At 73.7% G+C, this 13,738-nt stretch carries 13 protein-coding genes and 1 pseudogene; 8 read left to right on the top strand and 6 right to left on the bottom strand.

Translation table 11 applies throughout. From position 1 onward, the window contains the following. Positions 1 to 16 precede the first annotated feature (16 nt). On the bottom strand, positions 17 to 502 hold the full coding sequence (locus IO29_RS07935) for an ATP-binding protein (protein ID WP_030378012.1): 486 nt from the start codon (positions 500 to 502) through the stop codon (positions 17 to 19). A gap of 285 nt (positions 503 to 787) precedes the next feature. Between IO29_RS07935 and IO29_RS07930 the strand changes: the two genes are divergently transcribed. Further along, positions 788 to 2,719, top strand: a complete 1,932-nt coding sequence (locus tag IO29_RS07930; protein WP_030378011.1) for an AMP-dependent synthetase/ligase — start codon at positions 788 to 790, stop codon at positions 2,717 to 2,719. Positions 2,720 to 2,840: 121 nt separating this feature from the next. Further along, on the top strand, positions 2,841 to 3,809 hold the full coding sequence (locus IO29_RS07925; RefSeq protein WP_030378010.1) for a TauD/TfdA dioxygenase family protein: 969 nt from the start codon (positions 2,841 to 2,843) through the stop codon (positions 3,807 to 3,809). Between the two features lie 43 nt (positions 3,810 to 3,852). Here the strand turns inward: IO29_RS07925 and IO29_RS07920 are convergent, their stop codons facing one another. Next, positions 3,853 to 4,383 carry a hypothetical protein gene (locus tag IO29_RS07920; protein WP_030378009.1) on the bottom strand — a complete coding sequence of 177 codons (531 nt, stop codon included), beginning with the start codon at positions 4,381 to 4,383 and terminating at the stop codon, positions 3,853 to 3,855. A 281-nt stretch (positions 4,384 to 4,664) separates the two neighbouring features. Between IO29_RS07920 and IO29_RS07915 the strand changes: the two genes are divergently transcribed. The 3 genes and pseudogenes from IO29_RS07915 to IO29_RS07905 all read left to right on the top strand — a co-directional run bounded on the left by IO29_RS07915 (position 4,665) and on the right by IO29_RS07905 (position 7,902). Next, positions 4,665 to 5,165 carry a hypothetical protein gene (locus IO29_RS07915; RefSeq protein ID WP_030378008.1) on the top strand — a complete coding sequence of 167 codons (501 nt, stop codon included), beginning with the start codon at positions 4,665 to 4,667 and terminating at the stop codon, positions 5,163 to 5,165. Between the two features lie 57 nt (positions 5,166 to 5,222). Next, a pseudogene (locus IO29_RS36390) lies at positions 5,223 to 6,860 on the top strand (ArnT family glycosyltransferase); the annotation flags it as partial. A gap of 70 nt (positions 6,861 to 6,930) precedes the next feature. Then, positions 6,931 to 7,902: an ATP-dependent DNA ligase gene (locus IO29_RS07905; RefSeq protein ID WP_037840527.1), complete on the top strand. Its 972-nt coding sequence runs from the start codon at positions 6,931 to 6,933 to the stop codon at positions 7,900 to 7,902. 139 nt (positions 7,903 to 8,041) lie between these two features. On the opposite strand, the gene IO29_RS07900 is transcribed toward IO29_RS07905, so the two are convergent. The 3 genes from IO29_RS07900 to IO29_RS07890 all read right to left on the bottom strand — a co-directional run bounded on the left by IO29_RS07900 (position 8,042) and on the right by IO29_RS07890 (position 10,560). After that, positions 8,042 to 8,413 (bottom strand): DUF6479 family protein, encoded by a 372-nt coding sequence (locus IO29_RS07900; RefSeq protein WP_030378005.1) that lies wholly within the window; start codon positions 8,411 to 8,413, stop codon positions 8,042 to 8,044. An 83-nt stretch (positions 8,414 to 8,496) separates the two neighbouring features. Next, positions 8,497 to 9,873 (bottom strand): MFS transporter, encoded by a 1,377-nt coding sequence (locus tag IO29_RS07895; protein WP_106969715.1) that lies wholly within the window; start codon positions 9,871 to 9,873, stop codon positions 8,497 to 8,499. 72 nt (positions 9,874 to 9,945) lie between these two features. Next, positions 9,946 to 10,560, bottom strand: coding sequence for a LysE/ArgO family amino acid transporter (locus IO29_RS07890; RefSeq protein ID WP_030378003.1), 615 nt, complete (start codon positions 10,558 to 10,560; stop codon positions 9,946 to 9,948). A gap of 66 nt (positions 10,561 to 10,626) precedes the next feature. Between IO29_RS07890 and IO29_RS07885 the strand changes: the two genes are divergently transcribed. The 3 genes from IO29_RS07885 to IO29_RS07875 all read left to right on the top strand — a co-directional run bounded on the left by IO29_RS07885 (position 10,627) and on the right by IO29_RS07875 (position 13,137). Continuing rightward, positions 10,627 to 11,616 (top strand): LysR family transcriptional regulator ArgP, encoded by a 990-nt coding sequence (locus tag IO29_RS07885; RefSeq protein ID WP_051707373.1) that lies wholly within the window; start codon positions 10,627 to 10,629, stop codon positions 11,614 to 11,616. 108 nt (positions 11,617 to 11,724) lie between these two features. Next, positions 11,725 to 12,396, top strand: a complete 672-nt coding sequence (locus IO29_RS07880; protein ID WP_030378001.1) for an AIM24 family protein — start codon at positions 11,725 to 11,727, stop codon at positions 12,394 to 12,396. A gap of 114 nt (positions 12,397 to 12,510) precedes the next feature. After that, entirely contained in the window at positions 12,511 to 13,137 is a 627-nt protein-coding gene (locus IO29_RS07875) for an alpha-ketoglutarate-dependent dioxygenase AlkB (protein ID WP_030378000.1), read from the top strand. Positions 13,138 to 13,155: 18 nt separating this feature from the next. Here IO29_RS07875 and IO29_RS07870 read toward each other — a convergent pair whose 3' ends face one another. After that, positions 13,156 to 13,734 (bottom strand): TetR/AcrR family transcriptional regulator, encoded by a 579-nt coding sequence (locus tag IO29_RS07870; RefSeq protein WP_030377999.1) that lies wholly within the window; start codon positions 13,732 to 13,734, stop codon positions 13,156 to 13,158. Between the last annotated feature and the right edge of the window lie 4 nt (positions 13,735 to 13,738).

Raw genomic sequence — 13,738 nt, 5'->3', positions numbered from 1 at the left:
AGACCCTGTGCGGTGTTCAGCAGGCGGGTCCGGTGCGGGCGGCGCGGGGAATCTCGATCTCGGCGGTGACCTCCTTGCCGCGGCCCGCCGTGAGCGACTCCACGGTCAGCGCCCGGCTGACCGCCTCGACGATCTCCAGTCCGTGCCCGCCGACCCGGCCGCCGTTGCGAGGCTGGGCCACGGGGACGTCGGCCGAGGTGTCCCACACGGCGACGCGCACGGCGTGGCCGTCCGGCGGCATCTCCACCCGCAGCCCGCAGGCGCCCGGGGCGTGCCGGAGGACGTTGGTGACCAGCTCGCTCACGACGAGCTGGACGTCGTCGCGGGTACGGTCCGGGAGGGGGGTGCGTCCGTCGCCGACCTCGGTCAGGAAGGCGAGGGCGGCCTCGCGGGCCTGGGCGGCGGTCACCGAGCCGGCTTCCCAGGTGACGTGTCGCAGCCGTGCCGCTCGCGCGCCCGGGCCGGTTCCCTCCGACAGCTGCTGCCTCAGCGGAATGACCATGGGATGATAAGCCTTACGCGGTAGGATTTGTTACTTTCTGTCCCGATCGATACTTCTTCCGACTACCCTCCGCCCCGAAGAGTATGAGAGCTCCTTCCTCCCTTCGTGTGCCCGAATCGGGCGGTACCCCCACGGGTGCACCCACCGTGTCGCCGGTGTCGCTCAACGAAAGGGAATTGCCGCCGGATTCATGGCCAACGGTGGTCCGCGTCGGCTAGATTCGAGCCCCCGCCGGTCCCCTCTTGATCGGCGCCGGCAACAAGCAAGCACGTCGGGGGGCGGCGCATGCACAACTCCGGGCTCGCTCCATGGGACGCCCCCGTCATGACCGGCGGTCTCGGCGAAAGTGTCTTCGAGCTGGCCGCGCGTGATCCCGGCCGGCCACAGCTCGCCCGCCGCGCGCCGGACGCCCCCGGCGGATGGATCCACGTCAGCGCGGCCGAGCTGCGCGACGAGGTCGTCGACGTGGCCCGGGGGCTGGTCGCCTCCGGGATCTCGCCCGGCAACCGGATCGCCATCATGGCCCGCACCCGGTACGAGTGGACGGTCCTCAGCTGCGCCCTGTGGACGCTGGGCGCCGAGGTCGTCCCCCTCTACCCGACGTCCTCGCACGAGCAGGTCGAGTGGATCCTGCGGGACGCCGACTGCGTGGGCGTCGTGGTCGAGGACGAGCAGGGCATCATGACCGTCGGCTCGGTCTGCGCCCGGCTCCCCCGGCTGCGGCACGTGTGGCAGTTGGACGCGGGCGGTCTTGAGCAACTGGTCGAACGCGGCCGCCCGGTGCCGACGGCGACGGTCGACTCACTGCGCCGGATCGTGCTGCCCGACTCCACCGCCGTCGTCGCCTACACCTCCGGCACCAGCGGCCGGCCCCGCGGCTGCGCGCTCTCCCACCGCAGCCTGGCCAGCCCCTGCGACACCCTGCTCGAGGGCTGGCGCCACACCGCGGCCCCGCCCGGGGAGCAGCCGGCCGTCCTGGTCTTCCTGCCGTTCTCCCACGTGTACGGGCTGATGATCCAGGCGCTGTGCCTGCGCGGCGGCTTCCTGATGGCGCACGAACCCGATCTGCACTCGGAGACCCTGGCCGCCGCTCTGCTCTCCTTCCGCCCCACTTATCTGCACGGGGTGCCCTCGGTCTTCGAGCGGGTCTACAAGAGCTTCCTGGCCTCGGCCGAGCGGGCCGGCCGGGGCGCGCTGTTCGAACGCGCGGCGCGGACAGCCCGGGACCACGCCGAGGCCGTGGAACGGCAGCGGCTGGGCACCGGCTCCGGGCCCGGACTCGATCTGCGGCTCCAGCACGCCCTGTACGAGAAGAGCGTCTACCGCAAACTCCGTGAGTCGCTCGGCGGTCGGCTGTGCGGCGCCGTCTCCGGCGGCTCCTCGCTCAACCGTGAACTCGCCCTCTTCTTCGCCGGCATCGGCATCCTCGTGCACGACGGCTACGGGCTGACCGAGACCAGCGGCGGGGTCACCATGCAGCCGCTGGGCCGGGAGAAGTTCGGCACGGTGGGCAGACCGCTGCCCGGCATCGACGTCCACGTCGCCCAGGACGGCGAGATCCTGGTCCGCGGCCCGTCCCTGTTCCAGGGGTACATCAACGACGAGGCCGGCACCCAGGAGGTGCTCCAGGAGGGCTGGCTCGCCACCGGCGACCTCGGCAGGCTCGACTCCGAGGGCTATCTGACGCTCACCGGCCGCAAGAAGGACATCATCGTCACCAGCGGCGGCAAGAGCGTGGCCCCGGCGGCCCTGGAGGAGCGGCTGCGGATGCACCCGCTGATCCACCAGGCCGTGGTGGTCGGCGACAACCGCCCGTGCGTGGGCGCGCTGATCACCCTGGACCCGGAGTACCTGCCGCACTGGCGTACGGTGCTGGCCGGCCAGGGCGAGGGGCAGTCCCGCGAGGCACGGGAGGAGAACGCGCTGCGGCAGGAGGTGACCCGGGCGGTCGCCGCGGCCAACAGCGCCGTCTCACGCTCGGAGTCCATCCGCGTCTTCCGCGTCCTGCCCGAACCCTTCGACCAGGCCAACGGCCTGCTCACCCCGTCCATGAAGCTGCGCAGGGACGAGATCACCCGCCGGTACGCCACGGAGATCGAGGCGATGTACCAGTCCTCGTACGACGCCCCGCCGCACCCCCGTGACCCGGCCCCCGCCCCGGAGGCGGCGGCCGGCTGGGAGGAGGCGGAGGACGACGTCTTCCGCCGCGTGCGCTGACACACACGCGGCCGCCACCCCGCACGCCCTCGTGCGCGCGGCCCCGGGCGGTCTGTCCCGTCCCGCGTCGAACGGCCATGCTGGGCCCGGACGTCGGACGATCACCGGGAGGCCGGAACACATGACGACGCAGACGGACCGGACGGAGCGCGACACCCGGGACTTCGAGATACGGCCGGCCGCGGGGCACACCGGGGCCGAGATCCACGGCGTGGACCTGGCCGCGCCGCTCGACGACACGGTGGTCGCGGCGATCCGCGCGGCGCTGCTGCGCTGGAAGGTCCTCTTCTTCCGCGGCCAGCGCCTGGACCACGCCGGCCACGTGGCCCTCGCCCGCCGCTTCGGCACGCCCGTACGGCTCGGCCGCCGCGGCAGCGCCTCGCCCAAGGACGTGCCCGAGGTGGAGACGACCGCCGACCGGCTGGAGCTGGGCGGACGGTTCGGGATGGAGCACGAGGAGTGGCTGCGCCGGCGCCGGCACTCGCTGCTGCGCGGCTGGCACTGCGACCACGGCGCCCGGATCGACCCGCCCGCGGCGACCATCCTGCGCGCCGAGACCGTACCGCCGTACGGCGGCGACACCACCTGGTCCAACCTGGCCGCCGTGTACGCCGGACTCTCCCGGCCGGTGCGGGAGTTCGTCGACGGGCTGCGGGCCGAGCACCGGCTCGGCGTGGGCTACCAGCCGCGCCCCGGGGACGACGCCTACCTGCGCCATCTGCTGGACCATCAGGTCGCCACCGAGCACCCACTGGTCCGGGTGCACCCGGAGAGCGGGGAGCGGCTGCTGTACGTCAACGGCTACTACGTCGAGCAGATCAGCGACGTCTCGCGGGCGGAGAGCGCGGCGCTGCTCGAGATGCTCCTGGAGCAGGCGGTACGGCCCGAGTACACCGTGCGGTTCCGCTGGGAGCCGGGCAGCGTGGCGTTCTGGGACAACCGGGCCACCATCCATCTCGCCCCCGGCGACACCGCCCACCTCGGGCATCCGCGTGTGATGCACCGGGTGATGCTGGAGGGCGAGGTGCCGGTCGGTGTCGACGGCCGCCCGTCGACACCGCTCACGGGGACGGAACCGGGCCGCTGGTGAGCGGACGGGCGTGACCCGCGAGCCCCTTCGCGACCCTTCGGACTCAGCCCTGCCCCCTCTCCGCCTCCTGACGCAGGAAGTTGCTGACCTGTCCGGCGAGGTCGGCCGCGCCGGCGTCGGCGCGGGCGGCGGAGTCGGCCGGGCCCGCGGGCAGGGTCAGGTCGGCCGACCACAGGTGCCGGTCGGTCCACTCCTCGTCCATCCGCACCTGCACCTGGATGTCGACCCGGTTCAGGGAGGCGTCCGCGGCGGCCGCGTAGAGCACGGCCGTGGCCCGCCGCAGCGGATAGACGTCGTACCCCTCGATGAACTGCGAGTTCCGCCAGTCCAGGAAGGCGCTCTCGCCGTCGGCACCGGTACGCACGTCGAGCTGCCCGTCCTCGAGGGAGACACCGACCGGGGCGCCGCCGCGGTTCTCGACGGTCACCCGGAACCGGAAGTAGGTGAGCCCCTCGGCGGCGTCCTCACGGCCCCGTGGGGGTTCCGCCTTCTCCAGCCCGTGGACGCGCACGCGCAGACCGCTCCGGTCCTGGTCGTACTCCTGCCAGTCCCCGATCACATTGGGCTCGCGCACGTTTCACCTCTCCACTTCCGCGAAGCTTCCTATCCGCGCGCGGAACAGAGTGTCAAATGCACGCAACCCGTTACGGCCTGCCCCTTTGCCCCACTTGATCACTGATCAAGCCGTGCCCAGCCACGATCCGCCCCCGCGCAGGCACGGCACGTCCTTCACACGTGGCACACATCACGCACAGGAGGGCCGACATGGGGCGCGGGGGGCTGTGCCCGGGAGGGCAGGGGCGGCGGGGGCGAAAGACTCCCCCGCCCCCGCCACCCCCTGGCAAACTGCACGCCATGGCCCCGTTCACCCCCACCCGCGCCCTCCTCCTGCTCGTCACCGGCCTCGTCTGCCTGACGACAGCGAGCGGCGCCCTGATCGGCGCCCTCTTCGGCGGCCCGGCCGCCACCCTCGTCACCGCCGCCTGCGCGGGCACCGTCGGCCTGACCGCCGCCCTCTTCGCCCGCCACCGCGCCCTCACCCACTTCGCCGCCGCCCAACGCCGGGCAGGCGCCCAGGGGTACGCCGAGGGCATCGCCCACGGCGTACTCGCCCACATCACGGCGTACGAGGCCGCCGTCTTCCCGTGCACGGGCCCTGGCGGGGTCACCGCCCAGGAGCGGGAGGCCCGCCGGACCGTCGCCTACCGCACGGCCGCGCTGGACGAGGTACCGCAACCGGTCCGCGAGGCCGCCGCCGACGCGCTCGCCGTACTCGACGAGGCCGACCGCCCCGCCGCACAGGACGCCCTGGCCCGCCTGGCGGCGCTGGTACGGCAGGAGTACGCGCGGCCATGAAGGGGTGCGGGGCCCGCCCCGTTGAGCGCCCGGCCCACCACAGCCGTAAGCCAGGACATGCCCACCTTCCTGCCCGTCCGCCGCCCGCGCGAGGCCGCCCCTCCCCCGGCGCCGCGGGGCCGCACGGTGGCCGTACGGCACCGCCGTCGGCTGACGGCTGCCGCCGTGCTCGCCCTGCTGGTCCAGATGGCCGTCGGCATGCTCACCGCCGCCGCGCAGCAGACCCCCACCATCGACGAGCCCGTCTACGCCGGCACCGCCCTGGTCTACGTGCGCGAGCACAGCCTGCGCTTCAACCCCGAGCACCCTCCCCTGGGCAAGCTGATCGTCGCGGGCGGCGAGGTGTTCGCCCGGCCCCGTCTGACGCCCGGTTTCGACGGGGACCAGGGCGCCCTCGGACGGCGGCTCCTGTACGAGTCGGGGAACGACGCGTGGCGGGTGATGTTCTGGGCGCGGCTGCCGGTGATCGTGCTGACGCTGCTGTTCGGCCTGGTCGTGTTCGCCTTCGCCCGTGATCTCACCGGCTCCGTCGGCGGGCTCGCGGCGCTGGCGCTGTACGCGTTCTCGCCGGACCTGATCGCCCACGGTTCGCTCGCCACACTGGACGTGCCTGCGGTGGGCTTCGTGCTGGTGTCGGTGTGGGCGGTGTGGCGGGCGCGGACCCGCCCGCTGCCGTATCTGCCCGTCGCCGGGCTGGCGTTGGGCGCGGCGTCGGCGACGAAGATGAACACGCTGCCCGCGATCCCGGTGGTGCTGGGCCTAGCGGCGTGGTCGTACGCCACGGCCCGGCGCTCCTCGGACCAGGCTCCCCCGGCCACCGGCCGTCGGGCCCGGCTGCGGCCGCTGCTGCGGGCGGCCGGGACGGCGGCGGGGGTGGGACTGCTCGCGGTGGCCGTCGTGTGGGCGGCCTACCTCGCGGTCGACCCCGGGCTGCGCTGGTCGGCGGCGGCCCACGGGGTGCCGGAGGTGCACGGTCCCCGCGGGCTCCTGGTGCGGCTCCTGCCGTTCCCGGAGCCGTACCGGGACGGGATGCGGCTCCAGTTCGGCTTCGAGAACAAGCCCTGGCAGGGGTTCCTGTTCGGGCACGTCTACACCGGCAACCGCTGGTACTACCTGCCGGCCGCGCTGCTGGTGAAGACACCGCTCGGCATGCTCGCCCTGTGGCTGCCGGGCGCGGCGGCGATGCTCGTGGTCCCCCGGCTGCGCGCGGCGGCGCCGTACGTCCTGCTGCCCCCGGCCGTGCTGCTGGTGGTGGCGATGGACGGGGCGCGGGACTTCGGCACCCGCTACGCGCTGTTCATGCCGCTCTTCCTGGCCGTCGCGGGGGCGTGCGTGCTCGCGCCGCGGCGGCGGTGGGCGTACGGGGCGGTGGCGGCGCTGGTCGCCTTCGTGGCGGTCAGCTCGCTGCGGACGTACCCCTTCTATCTGCCGTACTCCAACGAGGCGTTCGGGGGCCCGGCGAAGACGCGTCTCCGGCTGCACGACGCGAACGTCGACTGGGGGCAGGACCTGGGACGGCTGGCCGACCGGCTGCGGGAGCGGTATCCCGGCGAGAAGGTGTGGCTGGTCTACAAGGGCAGCGGGGTGCCGTCCTGGTACGGCATCGACGCCGCCGATCCGCTGAGGGTGCGGCCGGCGCGGGTGCGGGGGCTGCTGGTGGTGTCCGACTCGTCGATCGCGAAGGCACGGGGGCGCGGTTCGCTCGTTGGGGGGGTTGGGGGGGTGGGGGGGCGGGGGGGCGGGCGGGGGTGTCGACATCTGTGCCGTGGAGCTGCCGCTGATCGCCCCGATGCTCGCCACCCCCGGCTCCCTGCCGCCCGCCCGGCAGGACGCGCGGTGGGCGTACGAGACCAAGCAGGACGGCCAGCGTGTCGTGCTCTATTTGCCCGGCGACGGCCGGATCGAGCTGCGGGCCCGCTCGGGGCAGGTCATCACCGGGGCCTATCCGGAGCTGGCGCCGCTGGGTGCGGCGCTCGGCGGCACCCCGGCCGTGCTCGACGGGGAGGTGGTGGTCCTGGACGAGCGGGGGCGCGGCGACTTCCAGCTGTTGCAGTCGCGGATGGGGCTGGCGCACGCGCCGGCACAGGCGGCCCGGCGGGCGGCGCGTGCGCCCGCGCATCTGGTGCTGTTCGACGTCATGCATCTCGGCGGCGAGTCGCTGACCGGCCTGCCGTACGCGCGGCGGCGGACCCTGCTGGAGGGGCTCGGGCTGTCCGGGACGCACTGGTCGACGCCGGCCGCGCTGGTGGGCCACGGGGAGCGGGCGCTGGCCGCGACCCGGGAGAGCGGGCTCGAGGGGCTGGTGTGCAAGCGGCTCGACTCGGTGTACGAGCCGGGGGTGCGGTCGCGGGCCTGGATCAAGATCCGCAACCTGCGGGTGGTGGACGTGATCGTCGGGGGATGGCTGCCGGGCCGGGGGCGGCTGACGGGGCTGCCGGGGGCGGTCCTCGTGGGGCAGTGGGACGAGGAGGGGCGGCTGCGGTACGTGGGGAGTGTGGGGACGGGGTGGAGCGAGGCGGAGCGGCGGGAGTTGGCGGGGTTGCTGGCGGCCGGGGCATCCGGGGTGTGCCCGTTCGATCCCGCTCCGCGGGTGGCGGGGGCGCGGTGGGTGGTGCCGGGGGTGGTGGGGGAAGTGCGGTACGGGGAGCGGACGCGGGCGGGGATGCTGCGGCAGCCGGCGTGGGGCCGGCTGCGGCCGGACCTGACACCGGAGGAGTCGGCGGCGCGGCTGCTGTGACGGGCGTTTCTACACCCTCGCAGCCCCGCGCCCTGGAACTCGCAGCCCCGCGCCCTGGAAGGGGCGCGGGGAACTGCGCGATCAGCCACGGCTCACCCGCACTCGGCACCGCACACGCACCACCCCGCCGGGCAGCCGCTCACACGTGGCCCAGGCCCCCACTCCCGAACGACCCGCTGGACCCCGGGTCCCAGCGCCTCCGGTGCTGGTCCTCCGCGTGCCGCGTCGAGGCGCGGTGCATGTCGTGCGGAAGGATGCGGTCCTCGCCCTCGCCGCAGCGGTGGACCTCGTCCGCCTCCCTCATCTCGCTCTCCTCACGGATGGCCCCGCCGTCCGGGAGATGTGGTTGTTCGTCCGGCTGCGGCGGGCCCGGTTCCCGGGTGCGCACCGTGATGCCGAAGGTGACGGCCCAGATCAGCAGCCCCGCGATGACGAGACCGCCGACGAAGGCGCCGACGAGATTGAACGCGTGGCTCGATGCGGCCAGCAGAAGGATGTTTTCCGTACCCATACATTGACCGTACTCCGGTCCAAAACGGAATTCGAGGGATGAAGTACCCCTTCCCTTCCGACCCTTCCGACCCGTCGGCCCCGTCAGACGCGGTAGTTCCGCAGCGCCGGTGTCACCGCCGCCAGCACCAGCGTCGCCGCCACGACCAGCAGGCCGCCGCCCGCGACGGCCGCCCGCGCGCCGAGGAGGGAGCCGCCCGTGCCGTGCAGTACGTCGGCCAGGCGGGGGCCGCCCGCGACGACCACCGTGAAGACGCCCTGCATGCGCCCGCGCATCTCGTCCGTGGCCGCGGAGAGCAGGATGGCGCCGCGGAAGACCATGGAGACCATGTCGGCGACGCCGGCCACCGCGAGGCAGGCCACCGCGACCCACAGGTTGCCGCTGAGCCCGAAGCCGGTGACGGCCGCGCCCCAGGCCACGACGGCGACGATCACCATGAGGCCGTGCCGGCGGGCGCGGGAGAACGTGCCGGACATCAGTCCGCCGAGCACCGCGCCGATGGGGATGGCCGCGAACAGCAGCCCCAGCGCCAGCCCCTCCCCGTAGCTCCCGTAGGTCTCCGCGGCGAGCTGCGGGAAGAGGGCCCGGGGCATGCCGAAGACCATGGCGATGATGTCGGCGAGGAACGACAGCAGCAGCACCTTGTGGAGCGAGATGTAGCGGAAGCCCTCCGCTATCGCGCCCAGGCCCGCGCGTCCGGCGGCCTTCGCGGTCGCCGTCAGCGGGGGCAGCGCGGGGAGCCGTACGACCGCCCACACGGTGACGCACAGGGCGAGCGCGTCGATGAGGTACAGCTCCGAGAGGCCGATGACCGGGATGAGCACGCCGGCCAGCAATGGGCCGACCACGAGGCCGGTCTGCATCACGGTGGAGCCCAGCGCGTTGGCCGCGGGCAGTTCCTCCTCGGGCACCAGCCGGGCGATGGAGGCGTTGCGGGCCGGGGAGTTGAGGCCGAAGAAGGCCTGCTGGAGGGCGAGCAGCACCATCAGTACGGCCACCGAGTCGAGCCCGGTGACCGCCTGCGCCCAGAACAGCACGGAGGTGACGGCGATGCCGGAGTTGGTGAGCAGCAGCAGTCTGCGGCGGTCCATGCTGTCGGCGATCGCGCCGCCCCACAGCGCGAAGACGATCAGCGGGAGGAGTCCGGCGAGGCTGGCGTAGCCGACCCAGGCGGAGGAGCCGGTGATGTCGTAGATCTGTTTGGGCACGGCGACCGCGGTGAGCTGGCTGCCGACCGCCGTGACGATGGTGGAGGACCACAGCCGGCGGAACGCGAGGTGGCGCAGCGGCCGGGTGTCCATGGCGAAGCGGCGCCAGCCCCGGCGGGGGCCGTCCGCGTCCGCGGAGGTGGCGGGTGGTGCGGCGGCCCCGGGGCCGGGGGCCGCCGTGGAGCTGTCGTTCTCCGGTTCTGCCGTACTGCTCTCGCTGGTGTCCACGGAATCCCTGGATGCTCGGTACATCTTTTTGGTCAGGGTTCACTATCGCTCATCCGGGCGATACCCCCGCCGGACGGTGACCGAACGCGAGCAAGGTCACGCACCGACGAGGAGCAGGGTGCCCATGGTGAGCATGGTCGCCGCGACCAGGCCGTCGAGCACCCGCCAGGCGGACGGCCGGGTCAGGAACCGGCCGAGCGGACGCGCCCCGAAGCCGAGCGCGGCGAACCAGCACAGGCTGGCGAGGGCCGCGCCGGCCCCGAAGCTCCAGCGGAGGTCGCCGCGGTGGGCGGCGACCGAGCCGAGCAGGAAGACGGTGTCGAGGTAGACGTGCGGGTTGAGCCAGGTCATCGCCAGGCAGGTGAGGACCGCGCGCCGCCGTGAGCGCTCCGGTGCGCCCTCCACCTTCATCACCCCGGGGCGCAGTACCCGGCGGGCGGCCAGGGCTCCGTAGCCGAGCAGGAACAGTCCGCCGACCACGCCGACCGCGGTGAGCACGCCGGGCCGGGCGACCACGACCGCGCCCATGCCGCCCACCCCGAGCGCGATGAGCACCGCGTCGGAGAGGGCGCAGATGCCGACGACGGTGAGCACGGCCTCCCGGCGGATGCCCTGGCGCAGGACGAAGGCGTTCTGGGCGCCGATGGCGACGATGAGGGAGAGGCCGGTGCCGAATCCGGCGGCGGCGGTCAGGGCCTGCGTGTGGTTCATACGGCAGACCGTAAGAAGAATCGGATCAGCAGTACAGCTAATGATTCTTAGGTACCTTTAGCTGATATGAAGATGAGCGACGGCGGAGAGGCGGGCGGGCGCGGGCTGGCGGAGCTGCCCCTGGACCAGGTGCGGACACTGCTCGCGGTGGTCGACGAGGGCACGTTCGACGCGGCCGCCGCCGTCCTGCATGTGACGCCGTCGGCGGTCAGCCAGCGGGTGAAGGCGCTGGAGCGGCGCACCGGGCGGGTGCTGCTGACGCGCACCAAGCCGGTGCGGGCCACCGAGTCCGGCGAGGTGGTGGTGCGGTTCGCCCGGCAGCTCGCCCGGCTGGAGAAGGACGCGCGCGACGAGCTGGGGATGACCGCCGACGCCGAGCCGACCCGGGTGTCGGTCGCGGTGAACGCCGACTCGCTGGCCACCTGGTTCCTGCCCGCGCTCGAACAGGTGCCCGGGGAGCTGCGGCTCAGCTACGAACTGCGCCGGGAGGACGAGAGCCACACCGCCACGCTGCTGCGGGAGGGGCGGGTGATGGCGGCGGTGACGTCGTCGCCGGACGCGGTGACGGGCTGCTCGGTGCGCGCGCTCGGGCGGATGCGGTACGTGGCGGCGGCCGCGCCGGAGTTCGCGGCGCGGTGGTTCGGTGACGGGGACGGGCGGGGGCCCGGTGACGGGGACGCGCGGGGAACGGGCACGGGGCGGGCCTCGGCGGCGGCCTTCGCCGCCGCTCCGGTGATCGTCTTCGACCGGCGGGACGACTTCCAGGACATGTTCGTACGGCGCCTCGGCGGCCGGGGCGCCGGCGCCTGGCGGCACTACGTGCCGACGTCGGAGGGGTTCCTCGACGCGGTGGCCGCCGGCCTGGGGTGGGGCATGGTGCCGGTGACGCAGGCCGGGGAACTGCTGCGGACCGGTGTGCTGACGGAACTGGCGCCGGGCCGGCCGCTGGACGTGCCGCTGTACTGGCAGCAGTGGAAGCTGGACTCCCCCGCGCTCGCGGCGGTCGCGGAGGCCGTGCTCGCGGGTGCGGCCCGGGCGCTCCGGGGCGCGGGGTGAGCCGGGGCCGGGCGGGACGACGCGGCGGGTGGGCGCGGGCGGGATCGTTGCCGTACGCGTACCTCCGCGATGTTGGCGGAAGGATTGGTTCCGGGCCACGATGCGCACATGAAGGGTGACCTCTTTTCCAGTGACCACGTCGTACAGCCCGCCGTCGCGCCCGGGATGAGCGTGGAGAACGCCAAGTGCCTGCGCTATGTGGTGAACGGCGACATGCTCGCGCGGCAGGGCGCCATGGTGGCCTACCGCGGCAATTTGCAGTTCGAGCGCAAGGGCCAGGGTGTCGGCGGCATGCTCAAGCGGGCGGTCACCGGGGAGGGGCTGCCGCTGATGACCGTGCGTGGGCAGGGCGAGGCCTGGTTCGCGCACGAGGCGCAGAACTGTTTCGTGGTGGACGTCGAGCCCGGTGACCTGTTCACCGTCAACGGGCGCAATGTGCTGTGCTTCGACTCGACGCTCCAGTACGAGATCAAGACGGTGAAGGGGTCCGGCATCGCGGGCGGCGGCCTGTTCAACAGCGTCTTCTCCGGACACGGCAGGCTCGGGCTGGTGTGCGAGGGCAACCCGCTGGTCATCCCGGTCTCCTCGCAGCAGCCGGTGTTCGTGGACACGGACGCGGTGGTCGGCTGGAGCGCCCACCTGGCGACCTCGCTGCACCGCTCGCAGTCGGTGGGCTCGATGCTGCGCGGCGGCTCCGGCGAGGCGGTCCAACTGCGGCTGGACGGCGAGGGGTTCGTGGTGGTCCGGCCGAGCGAGCAGAAGCCGCAGCAGGACCACTGACGCTTTCGCGGGGAACAAGGGGCCCGTCGCGGGTGCGGCGGGCCCCTCGCCGTGCGTAGGGCGTGCCCGCAGCCCCTTCTGCACATATGTTCGAATGCCGGGTACGCTGGTCGTATGGCCACGCACCTCCAGGGCTCCCTGTTCGACCAGACCGACGACCTCCGGCTCGGCCCGCTGGAGGGGCTGCGCCGTACCCGGCTGGACGACGGTGCCTGGATCGATCTGCTGCCGGGCTGGCTCACCGGGGCCGACATCCTGTTCGAACGCCTCGCCGTCGACGTCCCGTGGCGGGCCGAGCGGCGCCGGATGTACGACCAGACCGTCGACGTACCCCGGTTGCTCCGCTTCTACGGCGCCGGCGTCCCGCTCCCCCATCCGCTGCTCGCCGAGGCGCGCGAGGCGCTGTCCGCGCACTACGCCGACGAGCTGGGCGAGCCGTTCGTCACGGCGGGGCTCTGCTACTACCGGGACGGCCGGGACAGTGTGGCCTGGCACGGCGACCGGATCGGACGGAGCGCGCACGAGGACACGATGATCGCCATCCTCTCGGTGGGCGCACCCCGCGATCTGGCGCTGCGGCCGCGCGGCGGCGGGCCGGTCCTGCGCCGTCCGCTCGGGCACGGCGACCTGATCGTGATGGGCGGCTCCTGCCAGCGGACCTGGGAGCACGCGATCCCCAAGTCCGGCCGGGCGGCGGGGCCCCGGATCAGCGTCCAGTTCCGGACACGCGGGGTGCGCTGAGGCAGTGGTCCGCCCGGCTCAGCGGGGATCCAGCTGCGCCTGCACCGCCGGGGCGTACCGGTCGACGATCTCCTCGATGTCGGCGCCGCGCACCCGCACCCCGCGGGCGATGCCGTAGATCACGCCGAGCCCGAGCAGCATGCCGACGGCCAGTTCGGCGCGGAGTCCGGCGTCGGGGCCGGTCAGCCGGGCGGCGAGCCGGCCGGCGACCTGGGTGCGGAAGTTGGCGCGCAGGATGTCGCCCTGTGCACCCTGGAGCGGGGCGAAGACGAGGCGCAGCAGCGGGTCGGCGCCGCGCTCGGACTGGCTGACCAGCAGATGGCGGACCATGTGCCGGCCCAGTCCGGCGAGCGGCGCGTCCAGCAGCGCGTCGGCGTCGGCCTCGAAGGACATCACCTGCGAGAAGAGGGTGTCCTTGTTGCCGAAGTACTTCAGGATCAGCGGCGCGCTGACCCCGGCCCGGTCGGCGACCGCCTTGAGGGTGATGTCGGCGTGCGCGTGCCGGGCCAGCAGGTAGCGGGCGGCCCGCAGGATCTCCGCCCGGGTGGCCCGGGCGTCCCGCCGGGCGGGCGGCGCGGGCGTGCGCTGCGTGGTCACCGGC

This window comes from Streptomyces sp. NRRL F-6676, from assembly GCF_000725625.1.
Taxonomy (GTDB): Bacteria; Actinomycetota; Actinomycetes; order Streptomycetales; family Streptomycetaceae; genus Streptomyces.
Note: the sequence above shows the minus strand (reverse complement) of the source record. Positions and strands in the feature narration are given on the sequence as shown.